Origin of the sequence: Seohaeicola nanhaiensis, assembly GCF_042654245.1 — a bacterium.
In the GTDB taxonomy this organism is placed as follows: Bacteria; Pseudomonadota; Alphaproteobacteria; order Rhodobacterales; family Rhodobacteraceae; genus Seohaeicola_A; species Seohaeicola_A nanhaiensis.
Window position 1 is genome coordinate 15,189 of sequence record NZ_JBHSGI010000012.1, and the last position, 25,359, is coordinate 40,547.

21 protein-coding genes and 1 pseudogene are annotated in these 25,359 nt (G+C 58.8%); 5 read left to right on the top strand and 17 right to left on the bottom strand.

Going from position 1 to position 25,359, the window contains the following annotated elements; genetic code table 11:
* The first annotated feature begins 47 nt into the window (after positions 1-47).
* Positions 48-1,157 (top strand): DNA-methyltransferase, encoded by a 1,110-nt coding sequence (locus ACFO5X_RS12880; RefSeq protein ID WP_380717879.1) that lies wholly within the window; start codon positions 48-50, stop codon positions 1,155-1,157.
* Positions 1,158-1,249: 92 nt separating this feature from the next.
* On the opposite strand, the gene ACFO5X_RS12885 is transcribed toward ACFO5X_RS12880, so the two are convergent.
* The 9 genes from ACFO5X_RS12885 to ACFO5X_RS12925 form a co-directional block, all read right to left on the bottom strand.
* Positions 1,250-3,835, bottom strand: a complete 2,586-nt coding sequence (locus ACFO5X_RS12885) for a sigma factor-like helix-turn-helix DNA-binding protein (protein WP_380717880.1) — start codon at positions 3,833-3,835, stop codon at positions 1,250-1,252.
* On the bottom strand, positions 3,832-4,212 hold the full coding sequence (locus tag ACFO5X_RS12890; protein WP_380717881.1) for a hypothetical protein: 381 nt from the start codon (positions 4,210-4,212) through the stop codon (positions 3,832-3,834). The genes ACFO5X_RS12885 and ACFO5X_RS12890 overlap by 4 nt, the downstream gene beginning before the upstream one ends.
* A complete protein-coding gene (locus ACFO5X_RS12895) occupies positions 4,209-6,194 on the bottom strand; it encodes an AAA family ATPase (protein WP_380717882.1) in 1,986 nt (661 codons plus the stop codon). Before ACFO5X_RS12895 ends, ACFO5X_RS12890 begins: the two co-directional genes overlap by 4 nt.
* A complete protein-coding gene (locus ACFO5X_RS12900) occupies positions 6,191-6,409 on the bottom strand; it encodes a hypothetical protein (protein WP_380717883.1) in 219 nt (72 codons plus the stop codon). The genes ACFO5X_RS12895 and ACFO5X_RS12900 overlap by 4 nt, the downstream gene beginning before the upstream one ends.
* Positions 6,402-8,495, bottom strand: a complete 2,094-nt coding sequence (locus ACFO5X_RS12905) for a DEAD/DEAH box helicase family protein (RefSeq protein ID WP_380717884.1) — start codon at positions 8,493-8,495, stop codon at positions 6,402-6,404. Before ACFO5X_RS12905 ends, ACFO5X_RS12900 begins: the two co-directional genes overlap by 8 nt.
* 639 nt (positions 8,496-9,134) lie before the next feature.
* Positions 9,135-10,067: a sensor histidine kinase gene (locus ACFO5X_RS12910; RefSeq protein ID WP_380717901.1), complete on the bottom strand. Its 933-nt coding sequence runs from the start codon at positions 10,065-10,067 to the stop codon at positions 9,135-9,137.
* 250 nt (positions 10,068-10,317) lie between these two features.
* Positions 10,318-12,528: a xanthine dehydrogenase family protein molybdopterin-binding subunit gene (locus tag ACFO5X_RS12915; RefSeq protein ID WP_380717886.1), complete on the bottom strand. Its 2,211-nt coding sequence runs from the start codon at positions 12,526-12,528 to the stop codon at positions 10,318-10,320.
* Between the two features lie 4 nt (positions 12,529-12,532).
* A complete protein-coding gene (locus tag ACFO5X_RS12920; protein ID WP_380717887.1) occupies positions 12,533-13,498 on the bottom strand; it encodes an FAD binding domain-containing protein in 966 nt (321 codons plus the stop codon).
* A complete protein-coding gene (locus ACFO5X_RS12925; RefSeq protein ID WP_380717888.1) occupies positions 13,495-14,004 on the bottom strand; it encodes a 2Fe-2S iron-sulfur cluster-binding protein in 510 nt (169 codons plus the stop codon). Before ACFO5X_RS12925 ends, ACFO5X_RS12920 begins: the two co-directional genes overlap by 4 nt.
* A gap of 241 nt (positions 14,005-14,245) precedes the next feature.
* Between ACFO5X_RS12925 and ACFO5X_RS12930 the strand changes: the two genes are divergently transcribed.
* From ACFO5X_RS12930 to katE, 4 genes and pseudogenes are all read left to right on the top strand, one after another.
* Entirely contained in the window at positions 14,246-15,631 is a 1,386-nt protein-coding gene (locus ACFO5X_RS12930; protein ID WP_380717889.1) for a glycosyltransferase family 2 protein, read from the top strand.
* Positions 15,628-16,542: a glycosyltransferase family 2 protein gene (locus ACFO5X_RS12935; protein WP_380717890.1), complete on the top strand. Its 915-nt coding sequence runs from the start codon at positions 15,628-15,630 to the stop codon at positions 16,540-16,542. The genes ACFO5X_RS12930 and ACFO5X_RS12935 overlap by 4 nt, the downstream gene beginning before the upstream one ends.
* Positions 16,542-17,570, top strand: coding sequence for a glycosyltransferase (locus ACFO5X_RS12940; RefSeq protein WP_380717891.1), 1,029 nt, complete (start codon positions 16,542-16,544; stop codon positions 17,568-17,570). Before ACFO5X_RS12935 ends, ACFO5X_RS12940 begins: the two co-directional genes overlap by 1 nt.
* 27 nt (positions 17,571-17,597) lie before the next feature.
* Positions 17,598-18,310: pseudogene (gene katE, locus ACFO5X_RS12945) on the top strand (catalase); the annotation flags it as partial.
* 553 nt (positions 18,311-18,863) lie between these two features.
* On the opposite strand, the gene ligD reads toward katE, so the two are convergent.
* From ligD to ACFO5X_RS12985, 8 genes are all read right to left on the bottom strand, one after another.
* Positions 18,864-21,278, bottom strand: coding sequence for a DNA ligase D (ligD, locus tag ACFO5X_RS12950; protein ID WP_380717892.1), 2,415 nt, complete (start codon positions 21,276-21,278; stop codon positions 18,864-18,866).
* Entirely contained in the window at positions 21,278-22,117 is an 840-nt protein-coding gene (gene ku / locus ACFO5X_RS12955; RefSeq protein WP_380717893.1) for a non-homologous end joining protein Ku, read from the bottom strand. The genes ligD and ku overlap by 1 nt, the downstream gene beginning before the upstream one ends.
* A 103-nt stretch (positions 22,118-22,220) precedes the next feature.
* Positions 22,221-22,967, bottom strand: a complete 747-nt coding sequence (locus ACFO5X_RS12960) for a recombinase family protein (RefSeq protein ID WP_380717894.1) — start codon at positions 22,965-22,967, stop codon at positions 22,221-22,223.
* A 77-nt stretch (positions 22,968-23,044) separates the two neighbouring features.
* Positions 23,045-23,545: a phage terminase small subunit P27 family gene (locus ACFO5X_RS12965; protein WP_380717895.1), complete on the bottom strand. Its 501-nt coding sequence runs from the start codon at positions 23,543-23,545 to the stop codon at positions 23,045-23,047.
* The gene (locus tag ACFO5X_RS12970; RefSeq protein WP_380717896.1) at positions 23,542-24,018 is read right to left on the bottom strand and encodes a hypothetical protein; all 477 of its coding nucleotides are present in this window, start codon (positions 24,016-24,018) and stop codon (positions 23,542-23,544) included. The genes ACFO5X_RS12965 and ACFO5X_RS12970 overlap by 4 nt, the downstream gene beginning before the upstream one ends.
* A complete protein-coding gene (locus tag ACFO5X_RS12975; protein WP_465269466.1) occupies positions 24,011-24,313 on the bottom strand; it encodes a DUF7220 family protein in 303 nt (100 codons plus the stop codon). The genes ACFO5X_RS12970 and ACFO5X_RS12975 overlap by 8 nt, the downstream gene beginning before the upstream one ends.
* The gene (locus ACFO5X_RS12980; RefSeq protein ID WP_380717898.1) at positions 24,306-24,857 is read right to left on the bottom strand and encodes a phage terminase small subunit P27 family; all 552 of its coding nucleotides are present in this window, start codon (positions 24,855-24,857) and stop codon (positions 24,306-24,308) included. Before ACFO5X_RS12980 ends, ACFO5X_RS12975 begins: the two co-directional genes overlap by 8 nt.
* A 166-nt stretch (positions 24,858-25,023) precedes the next feature.
* Positions 25,024-25,359 (bottom strand): DNA methyltransferase (locus tag ACFO5X_RS12985; RefSeq protein WP_380717899.1); only part of this gene is annotated, 336 nt, incomplete at its 5' end.

A 25,359-nucleotide genomic window follows, 5' to 3' on the forward strand; every position in this document is an offset into this window, starting at 1 on the left:
ATGAATTCGATAATATGGTAGGCGGAATACCAGAAAGGAAGCTAGGAATGTCTGATTGGTTTGAAACACACACAGCGAGTATTGTGGCTGACCGACCAGTTGCGCATGATGCTTCTTTGCCCGTCTATTCCACCAAGCTTGGTGAAATGTATCTGGGGCAGTCCGAAGACGTTCTTCGCACCAAACCTGTAAAAAAATATGCAGGCCAGGTTCAACTTGTGATGACCTCACCACCATTCCCGTTAAACACTAAGAAAGCCTACGGAAATCGAACGCAGGATGAATACGTTGAATGGTTCGCCGATTTTGCGCCGATTTTGCGCGATATGGTGACCGAAGATGGGTCGATTGTAATTGAAATCGGCAACGCGTGGATGCCTGGTCGTCCCGTAATGTCAGTTCACGTTATGAAGGCTTTTCTGAACTTTTTGGAAAAGGGTGATTTACATCTTTGCCAAGAATTCATTTGGTACAACCCTGCACGTCTTCCGTCACCTGTAGAATGGGTCAATAAAGAACGATCTAGAGTCAAAGATGCGTTCACACGCATTTGGTGGATGTCACCGAACGAGCGGCCGAAAGCCGACAATCGAAAAGTTCTGCGCGAATACAGTCCCAGCATGAAGCGATTGATCAAGTCTGGAAAGTACAACGCCGGGCCACGGCCCTCAGCTCACAATATTGGGGCAGAGAGCTTTAAGACCGACAACAAGGGGGCGATCCCGCCAAATGTTGGTGATGTTGACGGCATTCCGCCGATCGACGGAGTGATTTCGCAAGAACAGTTCGAACAAACCCTGCAACTTGTCTCTGAGTTTCAGGGAGCCACGAACCTAATAAGGGCTGCCAACACAGTATCAAGCGATGGCTATCGCAAATTTTGCCTCGATCAAGGAACTCAGGTTCACCCAGCGAGAATGCCAAGGAGTCTGGTGGACTTTTTTGTACGGTTTCTTACCGACGAGGGCGACATGGTTCTCGACCCATTTGCGGGAAGCAACACGACCGGCGCGGTTGCCGAGGATCTCGGACGTAAATGGCTCGCAGTTGAGGCCGATTGGAAATACGCAGCGCACTCAATAGGCCGCTTTTCTCCAACTAGCCTCTTATCCACGTGTCAGGGCATCACGTTCGAACCTCGCCGGAATGGGCGATAAATAAATTCTACTGAATAGGAAAGAATCAGCCATGCGCAGAAGCGTCAATTCCGCGGAAAATTCGACATTCCCCAAAGCTTACCGAGAGTTATTTACTCATCAGCTTCATCAGCTTCATCAGCTTCATCAGACAAATCTCGCTCCTTTATCTCCCAGATACCATCCCCAAGGTAACGCGTACCTGACGACGAAAGCGCATGCGACACAGTACTCTTGTCAATCTGCCGTTCAGTGATGAATTCTAGCCAGTCCTTAATGTCCGAAATTTTCATTGGCCCTGGAACCTGTTGCATCAGCCTATCGAGCGCAGTTTTAAGTGTAACCCGCCTGGTGCCGCCCCATTCTTTCAAGTAGGCGAAGCGGCCAACACCGATTGCTATTCGATCATCTAATGCAGCAATACTAAAGATGGCCTCCGCGTCCACTAAAGGCGAGCAATCGATGTACTGCTTCACCTCATCTAGATGTATCCCGGCCCCCTTTTTCCGAAGCGCGCTGAAAACCTTGTCGACGAGGGCTGGTTGTTGGTCTCGCTTCACTACAAGATCTCGGTCGTTTAGCCCCCAAAGACCTCGTCCCACCCGCAATACTGGGTCACGGTTCCATATCTGAAAGGTACTGTTTACTCCTCTGAATTCAGAAAGACGCTTGTTGACTTCACCCGTTGAAAGTGGGCCGCCGGCAGCTTCCAAAATCCCAATGACGGCATCTCTAAGGTCAACGCGATGCTGATCATCCGCTTCGGGAAGAGCCCAAACTAGTCGACCAAGGTACTTCAATGGCGACTTCATCTGTAATGCAACATTAAGCCCGTATTTATCCAGTCTTTCGCATAGAGCGCCATCTATTTCTTGTAACTCCGACACCAATTCGGACGCATGCCATTGACGGCCATCGGCCTGGTCCGCCACGATATCGAATGCCATTTCCGCCACCTTCTCAATCTCGGCATCGGATAAAGGAACGTGTTTCCTGAGGCCGTAGGTTCCTCGACCAAGAAGAACACCTACGTTAGCAACAGCGTTGCGAATTTGAGACTCACCGATATGCCTGCCCGAGATTTCGCTAACCATCTGGGCCACCTCGCTCGTGTGGAGCGGGTTTGGACTATCTTCTAAGGCAACTTGAACCAGTTGCTCTATGCCGCGCCCGTAGGCAGTAAGGGTCCGCGAGTCTTCAGATCCGGAAAAATGACAAAGGCGGGATGCCTCAGCCCAGAGAAGTGGCGTCAATTCTTTCCCTTGATCAGGAAAGAAGCTTTCAACTGTCTGGCGGCATTCCCTCTCCGACCAATTAAGGTCGACCGCGCTCTCGAGCAGTTGCCGAGCTTCCCTTAGCTTTTCGTTCCAAGTTTCCTGGTCGACACGGGATACATAACCAACAGTGCCGACTTTCAAAACATGGAAACGATTCTCGCAAATCGAGTCTATCAGATACGCAAGGACGTCTTGCTTACCGGAAGTGCCTCTAAACCAGTCATCCACGACCTCTAACCCGAAGAGAGGCAATGGTTCTTCCCGAGACTCTAAAATAACGCTTAGCCGATGGCGCATCACATCATCCCAGAGCTCTTTTGTGATGATACGATCAAGTGTTCGCTTCTCAATTTGACGAATTCGTTCGCGTGTTATGCCGTAATCGCCGCCGATATCCTCGAGTGTTCGTTGCGGCTCATTGAAACCCATTCGACCGAGGAGGACCTTGCGATCCCGTTCTTCGATTTCATTTAATGTTTTGAGAAGGTTTCCAATCAATCCGAGCGAGATAGCCGCGGATGATTCGCCAGTCTGGCCACGTGCAACATCGTTTTCTCGCGTATGTCCCGATCCCCGGTCAAATAAGGCCATTGAGGCGTGTGTATCGACCGCTCCACGACGGAGGCCTTCAAGAAGAGCTTCAGCTAAGTGCTTTTTTGAATGGCGCCCAAAGTTTTTCAGGCGAAAAAGTTCCGCCTCTGAATAGTGGTCCAGGTCGGAGACGATCTTTATCCGGTTGTTGCTAAAAACGTTCCCTAGACGAACCGTCAGAGACAATCTTCCGACTTCAAGAGACCGGAGCCACGGCGGCGCACAGCGCGCAATGTCCAACGGATCGTCTAGGTCCTGAATCAAAGAGTCAAAGCGAAACTGCCCCAACGAGGTTCGAATTGAATCCTGCAACTCTCCCTCTTTCTCAAGGTAGCTTTCTTCATCATAGATGCCCAACTGATTCAAGTTTCCCTCAATCTCGGGAGCCACTGACAAGAATTCAGACACCCATCCACGCGCAACGGGCACTTGATTAACGCCGCATGCCGTGTCATCTTTGCCTGAAAATCCTGTTTGAGATATTAAACGTACAGTTGAATCCTCAATACTGTATCCCCAGCCTTCAAGAGCGAGAAATATAGGCAAGTCATCCACTTCGGCGACCTTTGCTACTGAGCATTTGAAAGGCTGCGGCAGCACAAATTTGGCGCTCTGAGTCACGAGCATCCGCCCTTCGTTGTTGCTAGCAACTTCATTGAAAACGCGTGTCGGCGGGCGCCCGAAACCTACATGTATGACACCTGCAAGTGCTCCATCCGCCAGTAACCTGGTCCATTCCTCGTGAACCTCTTCCAGTTTCTGGGAGACAAAGATTTTCCATTCCGACCCTCGTTTTTGGGTCATTAAAAAGAGTCTGAGCGGAGAGTTCATTGGGCTGATGCTTCGTCCACACTCTTCAGAAGGGTAGCAAAATCCAGCTGCCCCTGTGAGGCCTGTTCATACAGTTCACGAACGCCCCAATCCGCCAGGCGCTCGGCGACTCGATAGACTGAGGTAGTCCTTAGTTCATCTTCGTACAATGCTTCGATAGCGCTCCGTATCAACTGCCCCGGGTCAAGCGATCCCACGTTAAACAATGTCTTTCGCTTTCCGATCTCTGAGGGAACAATACCGGAAGCAACAGCAAAACTGATCGCAAATCGATAGCCGTCCAGTTTCTCAGCAAAGATTTCTTGCTCTTTCATCTGATCAAGGAGATCGTCGGCGTGCTCGGAAAGACCGACCGTTGTGACTTCAGCTTCAATCATAGTTTGGACCTTTCGATTTTCGTCTGTGTCTCTGAGACCTCGATCAGATCATAAACCGCGCCGATACGGTCCTTAATGGACTCAAGATCTGTTTCTCGACGAATCTCGCCGCCATGAACGAACAAGACAAACTGAGTGGTCACCGACGGTAGGTAGCCCAAAATGTTGTTCCGGTGCTTAGGGTCGAGGCGGCCGAATGGAGTGTCCATCACCACTGGTCCCGCCGATCGGCCCGTCCTGTTGAGTCCATCTATTAATGATAGTGCGACGATCTGTTCAGCACCGGCGCTTCGCATCGAAACGGTGCGTCCATGGCTATCGATAATACTCAGACCATAATTTTCGTTTATCTGGAGACCTTGATAAGCGCCCTGCGTCGTCATTTCGCGAAAAGCGTCGCTCGCCAGTTGCTCGACTTTGCCACGAAGCCGGTCACGGAGCTTTTCGATACTAGCTGAGAAAGCTCTTTCCAAATTGGAGGTTAGTGCAACTTTCTTTGTGGTCTTGTCGGCCCTCGCTGATGCCACTCCTTCAATTGCCTTTCTTGCGATCGCGAGGTCTTCCTTAACCTTCCGGATATTGGTCCTCACGCTGTCAACATCGCTGTTCAGCTTTCCTTCTTCCTTAAGGAGATCCGCAATCCGCGACCGTTTTCGAGCAATTTCGGCTGCGTCCTGCTCATCGATTTTATCCTCAATGTCTTCAATCTCGTTCTCTGCTTTCTGAAGCTTGATCTGCGCGAGATTCACGTCCTTTTGGATCTGAAACAACCGCTGCCCCGCACCAGATCCACGAATTTTTTCCAGGTTGCCAAGTTGAGCTGATATTTCATTAAGTCGGGCGCTTACATCTTTCTGAGCCATAAGCCCGGCTTGCATTTCACCGAGTGTCGTCTTTAGAGTTTCGCGAATTTGGCCCGTAACCGGCTGCAGACACGTTGGACAGGAGTCAGTATCAATCAACTGTCGGAGACGATCAATGTCCGCTTCAAATCGGGAGGTTGTCTTTATTTCTCCAGTAACGCGAAGCTGCTCCTCCCGCAGTTTTCTCTTCTTTTCGCCCAGTCGTGCGTCGAGCATGTCCTTCCAAGCAGAGGCTAGTATTTCATGGCGCTCGGTGTACTTCCGAGCAATGGTGGATTGGCTTTCGTCGCGGTCTGCTCGAGCGGCGTCAAGTTTGGCCTTTAGCGCAAGAACCGTCGCAGCAGCCTCAATTTCGTCTTCCAGGTTTTCGCGTTCCTCGCGAACCCCAGAGATCGAGGCTTCAAGATATTTTTGATCAGCTTCAAAGGCCTCTAGCTTCTCGTTCAAAGCGTCGGTGCGCAATGCTTGTGCTTTCAGGCCCTGGATGTGAGCCAGTGCCTTGGTTTGGGCTCGCGAAGCGTTTTTTAGAATGGTGCCGAGTTCATCACGTCCTCTGACTAGAGTCGGAACACCTAAAGCTTGCTCAATCGCGTCTTTGATCTGGCGCCCTTGTTCGCTTCCTTCGAACAGAAGCTCCTCATACTCCTGAAGCAGTTCACCGTCAAAAAGGAAGAATCGTGACGTCTGCTCGGGGGCAACTTGATCGAGTTCATAGGCCACTTGGTTGCCCGCGACGACAGAGCCATTTTTCTTCAGTAGTACTGAGGTCTGCAGGTCTTCCGAACGGGAAGGACGCACGACTGGGGAGCGGCGGTCCGCCGTCCGGCGAAGCTCGAAGACATCACCGTTAGCTTCGAATTCAACAAACACTTCGACGCGCCAGTTGTCCTCGAGCAATGCGTCCTTATTGACGATATCTATCAGAGGGATGAGGCGGGAATGCCTTCCCAACGCCTTTTCATAGAAGCCCCATCGAAGTGCATTGAGAAGCGAGGTCTTCCCCCTCATATTGTCGCCAAAGACGAGCATCACATTTTGGGACCCGTCTTTAGGAAAGTCAATAACAGCCTGGTCTTTGTAAGGCATGAAGTTTTTCATTGTCAGACGGATGAGCTTCATTTGAAAACCTCGGATTCGGCTGACAGTTTCTCAACTTCGGAGTCAATTAGTCTTTCCATCTCAGCCATCGGCAGCGAGCGGTCAGAAGTAAACTGATTGTTCTTTTGAACAAAGTAGCATGCACGAATAAGCTCTTCCGGCAAGTCTGGGGCAACCTCCAAGCGTTGTGCCAAAAGTATTTCGAGTGCAATGTCTGGTCCTGACCGTTCAGTCATCTTCTTCTACTCCGTCTCGAGCTGCGAGGTCGTCTATGTCGATGCCCATTTCCATGGCAATCGCCCTCAATTCCGCTCCAGCTGACTTGTTGATGGCACCATTAGCGAACTCAATAGCACGTATCAGTTCCCCACGGAGGAGGCCAAGTTGCTCGGGTTCAGACTCCGAGCTCAATGGTCGCACGATTGCGTCATGAATCTGTGCCATGTTCTTACAAGGAGAAATCCGCAATACTCTTCCTCGTCGCTGAATAAATTGCCTTGGGTTTTGAGACGACGCTAAAATCAGTGCGTGGGAAACCTTGGGTATGTCTACTCCCTCGTCGAGGCACTTGATTGAAACCAGAATGCCGCCAAACTTGTGGAACCATTCCATCGTGGCCACTCGATCGCCAATCATGTTTGAGTGGTACTCGATAGTCTCAATTCCCGTCACCCGAAGCGCGTTTACAACATCGCCAAGTTGCTCACTGTCCTCGCAGTAGATCAGCCAACTCTGACCGTCGCGGTACTCCCGTTTGATTGTACGAACTGCAAGATCCACCTTCGCTGTCGCCTTCTTGGCAATCCTCGAACGTTGAATGAGCAGCATTTTTGCTCGTTCGCTTAGCAGCTTTTTTCCGTTGGAATCAGTGCTGCTTCTTGCGATTTCCTTTTTTATTCTATTTGTGAAATCAAGCCATTGGTCCGCTTCATCCGCGTTAAGGCTGATAGCGTGCGGGAAATACTGATAAGGCACCAAGCGACCGGCTTTCATGGCATCTCCAAGCGTGATTGGTGGAGGCACAACACCGCCGAAGTAGTCCATGAGCCTTTTTGTTCCCTCAGTATCGCCGTAGCGCCGTGGTGTCGCGCTCAGTCCAAGTCTTAGGCCCGCCGCTATCTTGAGCGCACGCGAATTAATGGGACTGCCTATTTGATGAACTTCGTCAACAACCAGCAGCAGTTCGTCGCTTTCAGCGACCCCTGCCAGAAAGAGATCAGTTGCAGCGGTGGGCATCATAGCCAATGTTACCCGTGGTCCTAATTCCAGATCTGCAGCTGTCATGCTCTTGAGCCTACCGTGCAACTTCCAACGGTTTTGACCATCACCAGCCAGCATCAAGGCCGCGTCTGGTATCTCATCGCTTATCTCTTCAGCCCACTGATGCAGCAGTAGCCTGCTCGGCACGAGAACAAGGGCAGGTTTGCCGGTCCTGACATGATCTCTGATTGCTACGATCGCTGTGAAGGTTTTGCCAGTTCCAGTAGCGTGCTCAAAGATGCCGCGGCAACCTTGCCTTCGCCAAGCCTCAAGTGCCTCGGTTTGGTGTGGCAGGGGTTGTCGGCGTGACGTCGGGGTGACTGGGACGCTTTCCATGATTTCTTCGATGCTATTAGCGGCGTATTTGCGTAGATAGATTTCGGCCGTCTCGGGGAACGCCGAGACCGTGACGCTAGGATCCTTCCCCGACCAGAGTGTCGCGAAATGGTTTCTATGTTTCTCGATCCGGATCCTATCGGAAGGCCCATCCCAATCGCAAAAAACTTCAATTGCTTCGAAGTTTCCTTCTGCGTGCCAGCCGCTCCATGTTTCATTTGTTGATCCACGGAAGCTTACGGTGTGACCAAAGCCATCTGTGAAAAGTCCAATCTTTTCATGATATATGCCATTTCCAGAAATCAGTTGAGCTAGCCTAACCTCTAGTGCCCCACAAGAAATAAGAGTTGCTAGGGCTTTGGCAGGAAAGGCTGTCGAGGGCTCAGCTAGCAATCGATCAAATTCTTCAATAACCGCTGAGGCCAAAACTTCGTCGCGACGCGCGTAACCGCCTGAAATACTTCTGACATCCTCCTCACTGAGGCTCGGCGAGCAGATCAGTTGAATTCGACCTCCGCGACGTGCGAACTCGAGAAGTGTCCGTCCAATGATCAGCAAAACAGAAGATCGAAAATAGCCGACAGCTCTTTGATATAGATCAGCATTTCGAAGGCATTTTTTGTAAAAAGTCTCGACCGGATCATTCTTTGTAGAGCGGTATTCAGTATCAAGGTCGAGTTTTGATAAATCCCCCCTAAAAGCAATCTCCGTCGCATTACTAGTCATTGTTGCTCTTTGCATTTCTCGGCTTTGATACAAGCCCTTATTGTTGGACGAACGTTCTGACTTCTACCCTCGGACCATCTCCAGCTTCGGTCAATCCCGGTTCTACCCATCGGCCGCGGTTGGAAGGATTCGATTGGTGCCATGGTATGGTTTTCGATTCATGAGGATGCACTTCGGGAGCCGGCGGGGCAACAATGAAACGGTTGCACGCTTTCAAGAGCCGATCGGGGATTTCTGCTGCCTTGGCCAGTGGTTCGATGTGTGTTCCATAAGCCGAAACGACTGACGTCGAAGTGGTCAGATCGGCAGGTCAAAAAACTGTGAACTTTCCGTGCCTTGCAAGCCATTCACCAAAATCCCGCAGTCATGAGGTCCAGAGAATGTCGTTCCTGAGAGACCGCTTCCGAGCCTCCTGGCGCCGCTGCCGGTTAACAGCCTCTCTCGCATAACCCTCGAAAACAACGGAAAAATCCGGCCGCAGCCGGATCGGGAGAACGCTTTCGCTGGGGCAAGTGGCGGAGGGATTGGGCCTGATATACAACCTTCTCCAATCCGCGACAACCTGCTCCCCAATTGGTAGTGTGCCTAGATACCATCAATCGTACCTATAGGCCAAAGTGGCAAGACTTGAGACTTGCATCATTCTGCAGTTTTCTCACGAGGTATCATAATACCAATGACGAGTGTCTCACCTCTCCACTCACGGGTCAGTTCTGCCCCGATGTCTCGCGCCGCAAATTCGAGCAACTGGCTCCCAAAACCGCCCTCATCGCTTGAAGGCTGCGATCTCTCCACCGGCTTTTCTGCCCACGTAATCAGATTCCACTCCCGATCAATCTCGGAGGCGGTAATCTCCAGTGACCCCTGGCTGGAAAGACTGCCGTATTTGGACGAGTTGGTCACGAGTTCATTCAGAATAAGAGCAAGCGAAGCTGTCGTTTTAGGGGTAAGCTGATAGTCTAGCCCGCGACTTGAGAAACTGTGAATCGGTTGGAACGGCGCAAGCACCATTTGAACGAGGTCTCCAAGGTTTCTGGAACTCTCATGGGCCGCGAGCGCGTGGGTGTTGTCATAGGCCGCGGAGAGGGCAAAAACACGGCGTCGCAGACTTTCCATTGCAGTCGACGACGCCGCATTTTCACGTTTTGTAACTGATATCAGCGCTCCGACGACTGAAAAGAGGTTTTTGATTCGATGAGAAAGTTCCTGGGTGAGCATTGCTACACGTTGCTCCGACGCACGTCGTTCCGTGACATCTGCATTCACGCCACTCATTCCCAGAAACTCGCCGGTTGCACTGAACCTTGGTCGTGCGCTTGTGTGAAGTAAGCGGTAGACACCGTCGGCGCGCTTGTACCTGGCTTCGACCTCGAAATCCAACTGGTTTGCCATTGCTTTGCCGAACGTGGACTGGAGATGAGAAAGATCGTCCGGATGCAGTGTCCTTGCCCAACTGAAAGTGGATATCTCGTCAATGCCGACGCCCCAGAATTCTCTTTGGGCGCGGTTAAGGAAAAGGCATTTCCCCTGCGCGTCGCCCAGCCACAGCATAGCAGGCACACCCTCAAGGATATCGCGCTACGTGTCTGCCGTGATATCAAGCGGTTGCTGATCGAACTGTCTCCAAGGCACGGCTAGACCGTTGCGTCCAGGTACATCGTGAACTTCCCCCATCTTTGAGCCGGCGGGCGGCCGAAATCGTAGTGGAGGGGAATTTGCCAAACGGCTGACCCGTTGTAAACGACGGCTTAGTCTATCGACGCCCACCTCCAGGTTTGAGATTCGGCGCAACTGGATGCATCGGTGACCGCGTAGTCCGGGTTCATGGCACGGTGGCAATGGGATCGGGCAGTTGCTGCAACACCTTATCCAAGGTCAGCGGGAAATGCCGCACACGAGCGCCGCAGGCGTTGTAGATCGCGTTGGCAATCGAACCGGCCGCGCCGCAGATGCCCAGTTCGCCGACGCCCTTCGCCTGAATCGGACTGGAAGCCGCATCGCGTTCTTCCAGCAGGATAACATCGATGGCGGGGACATCAAGGTTGACGGGCACATGGTATTCGGCAAGGTCGTGATTGACCAGGCGACCATTGCGCGGGTCGAATTGGAGCTCTTCGGTAAGTGCGCTGCCGATCCCCCAGACCATGCCGCCCATGCACTGCGAACGGGCTGTCTTGGCATTCAGCACGCGTCCGAAGCCGAAGGCGCCGAGCATCCGGCGAATGCGGGTTTCGCCGGTGAAGGCGTTGACCGCCACTTCGGCGAAGAAAGCGCCGTAGCTCGCCTGAGAGTACTCCTTCGACGTCTTGCCCGGTTTGATGCCTCCCGTTTCGGTCAAGTCCTCGCCGTCGAGAAGTGAACGGACGTCCTTGGGCACCGAGTCGGACGCAGCATAGATAAAGCCGTCCTTGAGGATGAGTTGCTCTTCCTCGATCCCAGCCTTTGCTGCCAGCCGCTTGCGGATGGTTTCGCAGGCCCGGAAGACGGCCGATCCGGTCGAAATTGCCCCGAAACTTCCGCCTGACCCTGCACCCGCGGGGAGATCGCTGTCACCGAGACGGACAGTTGTCCTGGTGATCGCCACCCCCAGCATTTCAGCGGCGATCTGACCCAGAATGGCATAGCTTCCTGTGCCAATGTCGGTCTGGTCCGTTTCGACAACGACCTCGCCGTTCGTCTTCAGCGTGACCCTTGCCTCGGCCTCGACCAGCATGTTGACGCGGGCGGCAGAAGCCATCCCCATGCCGATCCACCAGTCACCCTCGCGGGTCTGGCACGGTCTGGCCTTCCGGTGCTTCCACCCAAACGCCGCCGCCCCTGCTTCAAGCGCTTCGGACAGCTTGCGCGAGGAATACGGGGTGCCGTCGCCCGGAACCTCGGCAGGCAGATTACGCTTGCGCAGCTCCACCGGATCGATTCCGGTCTTTTCAGCCAGTTCGTCCATGGCAGCTTCCAGCACCTGCATGCCGACGGCCTCGCCCGGCGCGCGGACGGAGCCGGCGGTCATCCGGTTGATTCGCGCGATTTCGACGGCAAGCCGCCGGTTTTCGCCAGCGTAGAGAAATTCTGTCGCCTGGGTGACAGGCTCGGCAAAATCCTCGGACGGGAGATTGGATACCCAGGCTTCGTGTCCCAGGCCTGTCAGACGGCCCTGGATGTCGGCTGCAAGGCGCACCCGCTGCCGCGTTTCGGACCGGCGCGTGATTGTCTGAAATACCTGCTGCCGAGTCAGAACGACGCGGACCGGACGGCCCAAGCGGCGGGCCGCTATTGCCGCCGCTACCGCGTCGTGGCTGATGCCGAGCTTCGATCCGAACCCGCCGCCGACATAGGGCGATACCAGCCGCACGTGGCGCGGCGCGATACCGAGTGCATCGGCGAGTTCCTTGACGTTGTACGACAGCATCTGAAAGCTGCCATAGAGCGTAAGGTCGTTGCCCTCCCAGACAGCGATCGAGGCATGTGGCTCCATTGCCGCGCTGACGTGTCCCGGTGTGGTGTATTCGACGTCGATGCTGTAGGTCGCCGATTGCATCGCCGCCTCGAGATCGCCGGACTCGGTCGGCTTTTCGTTCGGCTCGTACTCTGCCTTGTCGACGTCGAATGTCGCGTCGCCTGCCTCTTCGTAGTCGACCCTGAGCGCGATGGCGGCCGCCCGCGCCTGTTCGAAGGTTTCGGCCACCACGATAGCCACCGGCTGGCCGAAATAGTCGACTGTCGCGGGGCCCTGCACGGGGGCCTTGCCTGCGGTGCCCTGCGCAGGGCGGCGCAGAAGTGCCTTGTCATCGATCACAGCCAGCACACCGGGCATCTTCATCGCCGCGTCCGTATCGATGGCAGTCACCTTTCCCTTGCCGATGCTGGCAAGCACGAGCACGCCCTCGGCGCAGTCCGGAACCCGATGCTCTGCGGCATACGGGGCCGTACCAGAGACCTTGAGCGCGCCTTCCGGCCGGTCGAGAGGTTGTCCGATGACGCCCTGCTTCATCTGATCCAGCAAATTGCGCTGGTCGGGGGTATCGTAAGCTTTCATCGGATCAAACTTTCGTTGCTTCGGTCAGAACGGCGCAGAGGGTCCTGCGGGCCAGTTCGATCTTGAAGTCATTGCCCCCGTGCCCTTGTGCGTCGGCAAGCATCTGATCGGCCGCATCGGCGAAAAGCTTCGGTGACGGTGTGTGCCCCGCCAGCATCGCGTCCACGGCGGTGTCATGCCAGGGCTTGTGGGCGACACTGCCCAGCGCGATCCGCGCCGTGGAAATACGCCCGCTTTCGACCACCACGACGGCAGCCACGGAGACAAGCGCAAAGGCGTAGGACGAGCGATCCCGGACCTTCCTGTAGACTTGCCGCCCGCCCAGAGGCGGGGGCAACGTGACGGAGGTGATCACCTCACTTGGCCGCAGGACATTGTCCTTCCAGGGCGTGTCCTCGGGCAGGCGATGGAACTTGCGCAAGGGGATGTTGCGCTGGCCGTCGGGTCCCTCGACCAGGACAGTCGCATCCAGCGCGGCGAGGGCGACCGCCATATCGCCGGGATAGGTCGCGATACAGCTTTCGGACGTGCCAAGGATCGCATGGTTGCGGTTGACGCCCCGCAGGGCGTCACACCCTGACCCCGGCTCGCGCTTGTTGCAGGCGGAGGAGAGGTCGTAGAAATATCCACACCTCGTTCTCTGGCACAGGTTGCCACCGGTGGTCGCCTGGTTGCGAAGTTGCGGGCTAGCCCCGGCAAGGATGGCACGGGAAAGAAGCGGCCAGTGCTTCCGGACCCGCGGGTCGGCCGCGCAAACCGAGTTGGTGACGAGCGCCCCGATCGACAGGCCGCCGTCCTTCTCCTCGATTTCGTCCAATCCGATGGGGTTGATGTCGGTGAGCCGCTCGGGCGTCTCGATTTCAAGCTTCATCAGGTCGAGAAGGTTGGTGCCGCCCGCAATCAGACGCCCGGCGTTGACCCCGATTGCCTGTGACATGTCCGTGGCGCGGCTGTAGTCGAAGGCTTTCATTGGGCGAACCCTTTCAGCGCGTCGATGATGTTTGCGTAGGCTCCGCACCGGCAAAGGTTGCCGCTCATTCGCTCTCGCAGCTCCTCCAGGGATGGTTGAGGGGCCGCCGCGACGTCTTCGGTGGCGGCGCTTGACCAGTTCGCCTTGAGCTCTTCCAGCATGGCCGTGGCCGAGCAGATCTGGCCTGGCGTGCAATAGCCGCACTGGAACCCGTCATGGGTCACGAAGGCCTGTTGGATCGGGCTGAGTGCGTCTGGCGTTCCGATCCCCTCGATGGTCGTGATCTCATCGCCATCGTGCATCACCGCCAAACTGAGACAGGCGTTGATGCGGCGTCCGTTCACGATGACCGTGCACGCTCCACACTGGCCGTGGTCGCATCCCTTCTTGCTGCCCTTCAGTCCCAGATCCTCACGCAGGAAGTCGAGCAAGCTTCGCCTCGGATCACCATCGAAGGCCGCGTCATCTCCGTTCACAGTCATACGGGTCGTAATCGTATCGGGCATGAGACCTCGCTTGGTTGGCGTGCGTTTAACCCCCGGCCGCTGGCAAGGTTCCCCGCCCAACAGCCGAGGGTGGGTTAACAAATGTTTTCGGAACGTGGGCTGCCAGCAGCGGTTGTTTCGTCGATGAGCACAATTTGGTGCCCACCGTCGGGAGATTTTCGCAATGTTCAGGACAAGCAGCCGAGGCGTCTTTCTGGGTTCCGTTGCAGTTGCATGCGTTGCGCCCGGGACCGGTGTCGCCATGGTTGCGCATGCTTGTGTCGCGCAGGGCATGCTGGGCACGCTCAATCTTCTTGCAGGATTTTCCCGACCGGCCCGAGGCGCGGAAAAGTGCAGACGGCGCGAGCGGCCACTGCGTTTTTCCGTTCATATCGCGACCCACGAAGAGCCCCCGGCGATGGTGGTCGCCACGCTGCGGTCGCTGGCCGCGCAGGTCCGAGCTCCCCAATTCGAGGTGATCGTTCTCGACAACAATACCAGTGACCCGTCCCTGTGGCGCCCGTTGGAACAGGCTTGTCTGGACCTGGGTCCTCATTTCCGATTCCTGCACGTCGATGGCATCAAGGGAGCCAAGGCCGGTGCCCTGAACATTGCGCTGAAGATGACCGATCCGCTGGCCACCCACGTCGTCATTGTTGATGCTGATTACCAGGTTACGCCGGATTTTCTGGCGACGGCCGCGACCGAGTTGCAGCATTGCGATGATGATTTCCTGCAGTTTCCGCAGGCATACCGGAATGACTCCGGTTCAGCCGCCGGGCTATCGCTGGAACTGGCCGACTATTTCCTGCGCCACGCCCGCGAGGCCGATCACGTCGGTGCCATGCTCCTGACAGGCACCCTAAGTGTCATCAGTCGCGACGCGCTCGAAGCGACGGGGGGATGGAGCGGAGCGACGATAACCGAGGACGCCGAGCTGGGCCTGCGCCTGCGGCGGCTGGGGTTCAAGGGCCGGTTCGTCGACCGCACAGTCGGGCGCGGTCTGCTGCCGCTCGACTTTGCCGGACTCTCCATCCAACGGTATCGGTGGACCGCCGGAAATGCAGACACGGTTCGCAGCGGAATGAAGGGGTTGCCGCTTCGGACCGCGATCCAGATCTTCGCCCAGCTGACGGCGTGGTCGAACATGGCACTGCCACTGGCTGCGGGTCTGATCGGCGGCGCCCTGTCGCTGCATCTGGGCGGCGAGACGGACCAGGCCGCTCTTCTGACTGCCCTCTCTGGTTTTGGCATGCTGATGGTTCTGTTGTCGGTCTGCCTGCCCATGCTGATAGGAACCATCATCCGCCGACGACCTGCATTTCCTGTGATCCTCGGCGCCTTGGCCGCCCGGATAGCCATGATCGTCCCTTCCGCAGTGGCCACCGTGGACGCCGTGATGGGACATCCGGGAGGATTTAGGCGGACATCCAAGGACGTCGGTGGTGCGTCCAACGCCATCGGCTGGCTGTCCCCCGCTCTTGCCATGGCGGGCGTGGCGCTTCTCTGGAACGCGGCGGCCTTGCCGTGGCTGGGCGTTGCCGGCGCCGTGCTGCTGCTGCTGCCCTTTCCCGTGGCTGTGATTACATCCGCCAGTCTTGCCTCCTACCGGTCATCTGTTTCCACCATGAAGGACATCCGGACATGATCCCCAGCGTCACAATCGTCATCCCGACGTACAACCGTGCCAGATCGCTGCCGCAGGCCATCGAGTCCACGCTTGGCCAGTCCCACGCCCCCACCAACGTCATGGTCGTCGACGACGGTTCGACCGACGACACGGCTCAGGTGATCGCCCGATACACTGGCGATCCACGCTTTGTCGGCGTGTCCCTTGCCTCGAACGTGGGGACTGCCCAGGCCAAGAACGTCGGGATCGCACTGTCCACGACCGACGCCGTGACCTTCCACGACTCCGATGACATCGCGCACCGCGACAAGGTCCTGCGGCAGGCGCGCGTGATGGGGAACGAAACCATTGGCGCGCACCCCTGCCTGAACTGGCGGATCGCGGGGCGGGAGCCCGATACGCGCATACAGGTCGGCGCGGTCCTGGCGCACCATGAATTGATCCTGCCGGATGGCGAACGGGTGGAGATCCGCCGCGCTCTCAGCCTGGTCGACGACTTCTTCCCCAACCTCCAGATGGCGGCCGGCGTGCCCGGCGACTGGACCCACGTCAATTCCGGCCTCTTCCACCGTTCCGTCTTCGAACGACTCGGGGGCTTCTCGGATTGCATCGAGGAGGATCGGGAATTCCGCAATCGCATGATCATGGCGGGCGAAGTTCTGTGGGTCATCCCTGAGGTGCTGCTGACAAAGATCGAGTCGGCGGACGGCCTGACCCAGCAGGCATCGACCGATTACGACAGCGCCAGACGCCAGGCAGACCGAAAGCGGGTATGGGATGCCGTCGACACGTGGTTCCGGACACGCAAGGTCGCGCCCGTGCCAATCGATCTGACGGGGGTGAGGGTGGCGCGCTGCACCAATCCCGCGCTTTGCGATGCGCATACACTCGGACAGCTTTGCGGTCACTCGTTGGAAAAGGTCGCGTAGTGGGCGGGGTTACCTTTCTGGATCCGATGGCTCCAAGGGCCTACACCGGCGGACCGGGTGAGCTCGAAGGGCTTGGCGGCACCGAAGCGACACTTGTCCGCGTCAGCGAAAGCCTTGCAACCGCGATGCCAGTGACCGTGCGCCAATCCGCATGGGCCAGGGAGGGCGAACGGGTAAACCGCGCGCATTGGTGCGGCTGGTCGATTGACTGTCGGATGGACGAACGACCCGATGTGATTGTCGTCATCAACTCCTGGAAGATCGCACTTAAGGTCGCGCGCCTTCATCCGGACTCCCGCGTCATCGTCTGGCAGCATGTCTTTCCCGGGCGTCACAACCGTGCACATGCAGCGGCCCTGCCCGCGGCCGACGTCGAGATCGTCTGTGTCTCGTCGACGCATGCCCGCTGGCTGTGCAATTTTGCAGGGCCGGGCGGCCCACGCATCTCTCATATACCCAATCCCATACCGGACGAACTTGCTCCGGATGCCACCGAGCGAGACCGGGATCTGCTGATCTATGCCAGTTCTCCACACAAGGGACTGGCCCAGGTGTTCCGCCGGTTCGATCGGCTGAGGTCTCGGTTCCCGACCCTGCGTCTGGCCGTTGCCGATCCGGGCTATCTGGCCTGGCCGACCGGTCCACAACCGGACGGGGTCGTTGCACTGGGGCGGCTGGCCCAACCAGAACTTCACCGATGGATGCGCCGGGCGTTGTGCCTCTTCTATCCTCAGGACCACTTCGCCGAGACCTTCGGGCTTGTGATCGCCGAAGCCAACGCTGTGGGATGCCCGGCATTACTGCATCGCGGACTGGGTGCAAACGACGAGGTCGTTTCGGATCCCTCGCAATGCATCGACACCAGCGATGACGACGCCATCGAGGAACGTATCCGCGAATGGCGCATTGCGAGGCCTGGCACAACCCTCGCCGCTGCCAGGCCCGAATTCCGCCTGTCGTCGATCGCTGTACAGTGGCGCGCAGCCATCGGCGCCTGGGCGATCCCTGAATCCAGTATTTCAACGTAAACCTTCTAACCACAGGAAAGCCGCGACATGAAACGCCAGACGTCCAAGAGCCCCCAAGCCAATAGTGAAGAGACGCACCAGACTGCAGGAGACGGCTACGAGACCATGACCACACAGGTCGGCATGCCGATTGCGACGATCAAAACAGCCTCAAGCTGGGTCAACGCGGGCCGCACCTTCTTGAGGATCAGATATTCCGCGAGAAGCTTTTTCACTTCGATCACGAGCGAATTCCGGAACGCGTGGTGCACGCGCGCGGCTACGGCGCGCACGGCACCTTCGAGTTGAAGGAATCGCTAGGCGATGTGACGCGGGCCCGCGTGCTGACCGATGTCGGCGAGAAGACCGAGGTCTTTGTCCGCTTCTCGACCGTTGCTGGCAATAAGGGGTCCGCCGACCTGGCCCGTGACGTTCGGGGGTTCGCTGTCAAATTCTACACGAAGGAAGGTAACTGGGACCTTGTCGGCAACAACATTCCGGTGTTCTTCATCCAGGACGCCATCAAGTTCCCCGACCTGATCCATGCCGCCAAGCAGGAACCCGATCGTGGTTTCCCGCAGGCGCAGACGGCCCATGACAACTTCTGGGACTTCATGTCGCTGATGCCCGAGGCGATGCACATGGTGATGTGGATCATGTCCGACCGGACGATCCCGCGCAGCTTCCGCTTCATGGAGGGCTTCGGGGTGCATACTTTCCGGCTGGTCAACGCCCAGGGCGAGTCATCCTTCGTTGGCTTCGGGACGCTCTTCACCGCGGAATACGATCCTTCAGCCGTCACCATGCGACTGATATGGCCCGATCAGGAGTGGACTCAGGCGCTGCACGGCTTCCGCGAAGGGCGCCGGATCGTGCAGTATCCGGCGGGTTCCGTGAAGTCACAAACATCGAGAGATTTCGACTGGTCCGCAATTGGCGCAGCGACGGCACAGGGTGATTTTTCCGAACTTGCGCGGTTTGTTAAGGGTGTTTCAGGTCTTCACGCGTTTGATGTGCCCATCTGTGCATCCGTCGGCCGGAAAAGCTCGCTCATGACCCGTCCCAAGTCTGGCGCCTGAGTCACTCTGCGCGCCCGCATTCAAGCGGATTCACGGGTCCTGCTCCCCGTGAATCCGGGGCACCTCAAACCGGCACCACAATGCCATGGCCGAGACCTTCAAATGGATGATCCGGCACTGGGCCATCTGAACCGGGCTGCTGCAATGCCACCCGGAAGGCAGGACACCCGGCAAGCAAGGCAGCGCAGTTCTCGTTGAAGCTCGACGCCCCTGACTTGGACGCACTCGAAGGTTGTTAACCGACCAGCGCCTCCAGGTCCGCCACCCGCGCCCCGGTCAGCCCGACAGGCTTCGGCACAATGTCCGACCAGTCGCGTTCCCGCGCGCTGTGGATGTCGAAGCCATTCGCCTTCTTCAGCCCCTTCAGCTCGTCCCACGACACCGGCACCGCCACCGGCGCGCCGGGCCTTGCCCGCAGTGAGAACGGAGCAATCGCCGTCGCCCCCCGCTGGTTGCGCAGCCAGTCGATAAAGATCAGCCCCTTGCGCCGCGCCTTCGACATGGTGGCGACGAACGCTTTCGGGTGCGTATCCGCCAGATGATGCGCCAGCACCCGCGCGAACAGCGTCACCGTCTCCCACTCCGCCACCCGCCGCAGCGGCACGACGACATGCACGCCCTTGCCCCCGGTCACCATCGCCCAGGACGGCAGGCCCAGCCCTTCCAGCGTCTCCCGCAGCAGGAACGCCGCGTCGCGCACCTTGCCGAACCCCAGCCCCTCGTCGGGGTCGAGGTCGAAGACCATCCGGTCCGGCCGCTCCAGATCGTCGCGCTTCGAGCCCCAGATGTGAAACTCCAGCGTCCCCATCTGCGCCGCGCCCACCAGCCCGGCGGCGTCGGTGACATACATGTATTCGGCCCTGTCGCCGTCCTTCTCGGCGATCTCCACCGTCTTCAGCGCCTCGGGAAAGCCCTTGCCCGCGTGCTTCTGGAAGAAACTCTCGCCCTCCAGCCCCTCGGTCAGGCGCAGCAGCGACAGCGGCCGGTCCGCCGCCTCCTTCAGCATCTTCCCCGCCATCTCGGCATAATATTCCGCGACCTGCCCCTTGGTGACGCCCGCATCGGGATAGACCACCCGGTCCGGATGGCTGATCCCGATACCCGCGACCTGCTTGCGATCCTCGCTCATCCGGTCCTCTCCCAGCCGTACCGTTTCCGCGGGCTTGTCCTCGCGCAGGCCGACGAACACCGCATGGCGCAGCCGCCCGTCGTCCGTCGTCTCGGCATAGGTGATCTCGGCCACCAGGTCGGGCCGCACCCAGCGCACGCCACGGGCCTCGTCTGCCGGAACCTCCGCCGGGGGCGTCTTTCGCGCGAGCGGCTTCATCAGCCTTGCCAGTTCCTCCATCGTCGCCCCGTCGAACCCGGTGCCGACCTTGCCCATGTAGACGTATTTCCCGCCCTGCCGCGCCCCCAGCGCGAGTGAGGCAAAGGCTCGCCCCCGCTTGTCGCTTTCCTGCCACCCGAGGATCACGAACTCGTCCCGCCGCCCGCATTTGACCTTCAGCCAGGCCCGTGTCCGCGCCCCGCGATAGAGTGCGTCGCGCTGCTTGCAGATGATCCCTTCGCCCCCCGCCGCGCAGATCGTGCACAGCGCCTCGGCGGCCTCGGTCTCGATAACCGGCGACAGCTCGGCATTCCCGAGCGGCGGAGCCTCTGCGAACACCGTCTCCAGCGCCGCTCGCCGCTCCTCCAGCGGCAACCCGGTCAGGTCTCTCCCATCGAGGTTCAGCAGATCGAAGCCATAGAACCGGAACGGCCCTCCGGCCTTGATCGCCTTCTGCAAGGCCGAAAACCCCTGCATCCCCGCCCCGGCGACGATCTCGCCATCGATCAATGCCGAGTCACATTTGATCGCATCGAAGGCCGGGATCAGCGCGGCGAACCTGTCGCTCCAGTCGTGCCCGTTGCGGGTGAACACCCGCGTGCCGCCCTTGCCCAGCGCGATCAGCGCCCGGTAGCCATCGAACTTGACCTCGTGCCACCAGCCATCACCCTGCGGCGCTTCCTCCTCCAGCGTCGCCAGCTGCACCTTGTGAAAGGCGGGCCGCTTGCCCGTCCGCTCCACCACCACCGGCCCCTTGCCGGACGTGATCTCACGCGGGGTCCGGTTGGTCGACACGCTGCGCAGATACCGCGCCACCGGATCGCGCTTGCCCGCCGCCTCGTCGTCCTCTTTCATCAGCAGCCAGTTCTCGCGCCCCTTGTCGCCCGGCTTGCGCCCCTCCATCCGCACCAGATGCCATGACCCGGTCAGCCGCGCCCCATGCAGGCGAAAGTGCAGGTGGCCCTTCTTCAGCCCCCGGTCCGCCGGTTCCAGCGGCTGCCAGTGGCCGATGTCGAACAGCATCACCGTTCCCGCGCCATAGTTGTCCTTGGGAATGACCCCCTCGAAATCGAGGTAATCCAGCGGATGATCCTCCGTCCGCACCGCCAGCCGCTTTTCCGACGGCTTCAGCGACGGCCCGCGAGTCACCGCCCAGCTCAGCAGCGCCCCTTCCCATTCCAGCCGCAGGTCGAAATGCAGCCGCGTCGCGTCATGCTTCTGCATCGAATAGCGCAGCGCCAGCGCAGACACTGCCTCGCCGCCTCGCGGCTCGGGCGTGCGGTCGAAATCCCGCATCTCGTTGTAACGGTCGAGCCGTCCCATCACGCCGTCTTCTTGCCGCGCGCCGCCGGTTTGCGCTTGGCCCCGCCGTCCTTCTTCAGGCTCTCCTTCAACGCCGACATCAGGTCGACAACGTTGTCGCTGCTGCGCTCGGCGCCGCCCTCCTTCGTTGTCGCCCGAGGAGTCTTCCTGTTCTTCCGCTTCCGCTCGATCAGGTCGCGCAGCGCCGCGTCGTAGTGATCCTGGAACGCCTCGGCCTTGAACGGCTTGGTTTTGCGGTCGATCAGCTCGGTCGCGACCGACAGCAGCTCCTTGTCCGCCGGATCGTCCTCGATTCCCGAAAACAGCGGATCCGCCTGCCGGATCTCGTCGGCGTAATGCAGCGTCTCCAGCAGCAGCCCGTCGCCGCAGGGCCGCACGGCGCAAAGGTATTCCTTCCCCCGCATCGTCAGCTGCCCGATGCCGGTCTTCTCCGACGCCCGCAGCGCATCGCGCACCACGCGATAGGCGTCCTCGGCGAGGTCGTCCGTCGGCACCACGTAATAGGGCTTGTCGAAGTAGAGCGGCGGGATCTCGCAGGACCCGACGAACTGCACCAGCTCCAGCGTCTTCTTCGTCTCCAGCCGGATCGCGTCCACTTCGTCGGGCTCCAGCAGGATGTATTCGTCGTCGCCGACCTCGTAGCCCTTCAGGATATCCTCGGTCTTGATTGGCCCCACCCCCGGCACCGTCTTCTGATAGCGAACCGCCTTGCCCGAGGGCCCATGGATCTGCCGGAACGACACCCGCGCCCCGGTCTTGGTGGCAGAGTGCAATTCCACCGGAATCGACACCAGTGACAGCCGCAGCTGCCCTTTCCAGATCGCGCGCGACGTGGCCATGCCATCCTCCATTTGCAACTGGGGACAACGCGCGAAGCGCTGGTCTGGTTCATATGGTCAACAAAACATCTGTCCGGTGGCAGCAAACGGAGACTGAAGGGGCTTACACATGATCGTCGGGCATCTCCCAGACACAGTATCGGGGATTTCTTTGCGACCTCTGTCGATCCAACAAATTCTTGACATTCGAGGGACACCACCGCCCACCGCGCCGCGTGAGAATGCAGCGTTCGTTAAGTTCCGCCGCCATTGCTCTGAGCGTCGTGTGTCCCTGTGTCCGAATGTCCACGATTACCTCCGCCAGTTCCGCCGCATGCCGGTCTGCATTCGTCTGGACGGTTGCCCTGAGCGCTGCACCGCCTTTTCCAGCCCGACGGAGCGCCGCTGCGCCGTTGGGGTTGCCCAGCTTGACGCCGCGCGCCTTGGCGGCTGCCAGCGCCTCCCTGGTTCTGCGGGAGATCGCCTCGCGTTCCTGCTGGGCCACGAGGGCCATGATGCCGACGGTGAGGTCGTTGGCCTCCGGCATGTCGCAGGCAAGGAAACGAACGCCGGAGTCGCGGAGGGTGAGCAGGAAGGCGGCGTTGCGGGAGAGGCGGTCCAGCTTTGCGATGACGAGGGTGGCGCCGGTCAGCTTGGCGAGCTGGAGCGCTTTCAGCAGTTCCGGTCGGTCGGCGCGCTTACCACTTTCGACCTCGGTGAAGCGGGCGAAAACGGCGGCGCTCCGGGATGTCGCGAAGTCGTCGATGGCCTTGCGCTGGGCATCGAGCCCGAGACCGGACTTGCGCTGCCGAGCGGTCGAGACCCGCTCGTAGGCGACGAGGCGTTGAGATGGGGCAGTCGCGTTGACCATGTACACACCTGCGTAACGTTGGTTGCGCAGTTGTGTACATCCAATGCGATGGCGAGTGTAGAGATACCGGGTTGATTTCAATTGTTATTTCTGACGACCCGTATGCCTCGGCCTTCTTCGACGACGTCGCCGTCCCTGAGCTCCAACGGGTCATCATCACTTCTGACTATTACTCGAACAATTGTTCTCAACTCTTCATTGGGCGCGATTGCGGCAGGCAGTCGTGCGCGTGCCACAGGAGTCAGACCGAGCTCAGCCATGTATTTGCCCATCAGTTCCATCTGCTTGTTCGCGATCGACAGCCAAGGCGACTGCTGTGCATAACCTGAGGGCGTCCGGATTAGCATCGGTGTCTCCCGAAGCTTCTCTTCGGCTTCGACCCAGCGGGCCCAGGACTGGCAATAGGCCGCCAGCGCCGCCCGGTCGGTGGTGGAGATCACACCCATCTTGTGAAGGGGACCTGCAAGGCGGCGCCATTCCCTGGCAGCGACAGGTGTCAGGTGCGGCGGGCACCGGGGCAGGGCATCCGGGGCTTGCGGAGACCGGCCCTTGCCCAGGTGGGGTTTCGGGCCTCTCATCGGACGATCCCCATGATCCGCCGTGCCGACGCATCAACCAAGTTCGAGCATTCCGCCGGATCATCCAGATGATGCTGCGCACGGGCGAGCAGGAAAGCGACCCGCCGGGCCGTCTCGAATTCGCTCTTGGGCGGATGGAGGTCCTGACCGTTTGGTCCCGTGTGCTCATGTGCCGAGGTCTCCTTCCAGCCGGCGCGGGTCTTCATCCAGAACATGGCCGACTGAATGCAGTCGGCATGGGTGGCGCCGGTCCGCAGGGCTTCTCCCGTTGCCGCCGAGAACAGGAACTTGGCCAACACCGACAGGGCCTTCGCGTCGGCGACGTTGATTACCTCGCGGTAGTATTTGCGCATGGTCGGTGCCGAGATGCCGATGATGACGGCGATCTTGTCCTGGGGGATGCCGAAGGCGACCATGGTCGAGACCTGGCGGCGGCTGTCGTCGGTTGGGCTGTGTGGGGTTGGGTCAGGCATCCCGGCCTCCCATCTTTCCAGACGAAAAGCTGTGTGCGCCGAGGTGCTCGAAAAGCCGCCGCAGTGCGTAGCTGCGCCCCAGCGACAGGACAGTGAAGAGCAGGCCGACCTGCAGAGACTGGCGAAACGTGGTCTCAAGTCCGACAATCGGGAAGATCAGCAGCTGGCCGCCCACCGACAGACCGTAACCTGCAACGACATTGGTTGTCGCTTCGACAAGGGACATGCGACGCGATTGCTTTCGGCTTCGCTCACCTGCTGGCTCTGTTCCTCTGTTCACCAAACAGTCACTCATCGAAGAAATCCCAGTCCGGATCGGCTTCCCAGGGTTTTCGATGGCCGGGAATCTGGATCGCGAGCCGGGAGCGCGACGATGGCGTGATCCCGAGTTCCGCCATGTATCGGGCCATCAGTTCCATCTGTTTGTTGCTGATTGTCACCCAGGGCGAGACCTGGATGTAGCCGGAGGGCATCTTCAGCAGCGTCGGCGTCTCCGCGAGCTTGCGTTCGGCTTCAACCCATTTTCCGAAGGCCTGGCAATAGGCGGCCAGAACCGTGCGATCGACCTGGGTCAGAAGTCCGATCCGGTTCAGCGTCCCGGCCAGCCGTTTCCATTCCGCCTTGGCGGTGGGTGACAGATGCGAGGGGCAGGTTGGTTGTGAGGAGGGGGGCTTCGGCTCACTTCCGTTAACCCGTCGCTTGCCGGGATTGCCCTCCAACACCTTCAGAGCGGTTGGCTTCGGTTTGCGGCCACGCATTAGATATCCGTTTCGTTCCTTGAGGCGCGCTGCGAGGTCTTGGCTGACGTCAAGGCCACAGCCACCGAGTTGGTCGACCAATTCCGCCCCACGAGTCGATGTGGGTTTTTTGTAAGTGCCCGAATTCCCCCGGAAACCGGCCCGAATGTGATGGGGGATACCCCCCTGCCAATTACGCGGGTGTGTGAGAAGACCGACGCCGCCGGTTCGGGATCGAAAGGCCCCGGATAAATGACCTCCCCCCCGGTCATACCTGCGCCTCCCGGTCCCGCTTGACCTGATCGAAGGTGCGACCGTCGCCGTCCAGCGTTGCCACCTTGCTGGCGAAGGCCTGCCAGCGCAGGACCGCGACATCGACATAGGCCGGACTCAACTCCATCGCGAGCGAGATGCGTCCGCAGCTCTCGGCTGCAATGATCGAGCTGCCGGACCCGCAGAAGGGCTCGTAGACCGCCTGCCCGGGGCTCGAATTGTTCAACATCGGGCGGCGCATGCACTCGACGGGTTTCTGGGTGGCGTGTGTGGTGGAGGCATCCTGGTCCCGGCTCGGGATCGACCACAGGGTGGATTGCTTGCGATCGCC

What these genes read in the sequence shown, in the direction of transcription:
- ACFO5X_RS12880 (WP_380717879.1), top strand. Translation starts at nt 48, where the DNA reads ATGTCTGATTGGTTTGAAACACACACAGCGAGTATTGTGGCTGACCGA.
- ACFO5X_RS12885 (WP_380717880.1), bottom strand. Translation starts at nt 3,835, where the DNA reads ATGAACTCTCCGCTCAGACTCTTTTTAATGACCCAAAAACGAGGGTCG.
- ACFO5X_RS12890 (WP_380717881.1), bottom strand. Translation starts at nt 4,212, where the DNA reads ATGATTGAAGCTGAAGTCACAACGGTCGGTCTTTCCGAGCACGCCGAC.
- ACFO5X_RS12895 (WP_380717882.1), bottom strand. Translation starts at nt 6,194, where the DNA reads ATGAAGCTCATCCGTCTGACAATGAAAAACTTCATGCCTTACAAAGAC.
- ACFO5X_RS12900 (WP_380717883.1), bottom strand. Translation starts at nt 6,409, where the DNA reads ATGACTGAACGGTCAGGACCAGACATTGCACTCGAAATACTTTTGGCA.
- ACFO5X_RS12905 (WP_380717884.1), bottom strand. Translation starts at nt 8,495, where the DNA reads ATGACTAGTAATGCGACGGAGATTGCTTTTAGGGGGGATTTATCAAAA.
- ACFO5X_RS12915 (WP_380717886.1), bottom strand. Translation starts at nt 12,528, where the DNA reads ATGAAAGCTTACGATACCCCCGACCAGCGCAATTTGCTGGATCAGATG.
- ACFO5X_RS12920 (WP_380717887.1), bottom strand. Translation starts at nt 13,498, where the DNA reads ATGAAAGCCTTCGACTACAGCCGCGCCACGGACATGTCACAGGCAATC.
- ACFO5X_RS12925 (WP_380717888.1), bottom strand. Translation starts at nt 14,004, where the DNA reads ATGCCCGATACGATTACGACCCGTATGACTGTGAACGGAGATGACGCG.
- ACFO5X_RS12930 (WP_380717889.1), top strand. Translation starts at nt 14,246, where the DNA reads ATGGTTGCGCATGCTTGTGTCGCGCAGGGCATGCTGGGCACGCTCAAT.
- ACFO5X_RS12935 (WP_380717890.1), top strand. Translation starts at nt 15,628, where the DNA reads ATGATCCCCAGCGTCACAATCGTCATCCCGACGTACAACCGTGCCAGA.
- ligD (WP_380717892.1), bottom strand. Translation starts at nt 21,278, where the DNA reads ATGGGACGGCTCGACCGTTACAACGAGATGCGGGATTTCGACCGCACG.
- ku (WP_380717893.1), bottom strand. Translation starts at nt 22,117, where the DNA reads ATGGCCACGTCGCGCGCGATCTGGAAAGGGCAGCTGCGGCTGTCACTG.
- ACFO5X_RS12960 (WP_380717894.1), bottom strand. Translation starts at nt 22,967, where the DNA reads ATGGTCAACGCGACTGCCCCATCTCAACGCCTCGTCGCCTACGAGCGG.
- ACFO5X_RS12965 (WP_380717895.1), bottom strand. Translation starts at nt 23,545, where the DNA reads ATGAGAGGCCCGAAACCCCACCTGGGCAAGGGCCGGTCTCCGCAAGCC.
- ACFO5X_RS12970 (WP_380717896.1), bottom strand. Translation starts at nt 24,018, where the DNA reads ATGCCTGACCCAACCCCACACAGCCCAACCGACGACAGCCGCCGCCAG.
- ACFO5X_RS12975 (WP_465269466.1), bottom strand. Translation starts at nt 24,313, where the DNA reads ATGAGTGACTGTTTGGTGAACAGAGGAACAGAGCCAGCAGGTGAGCGA.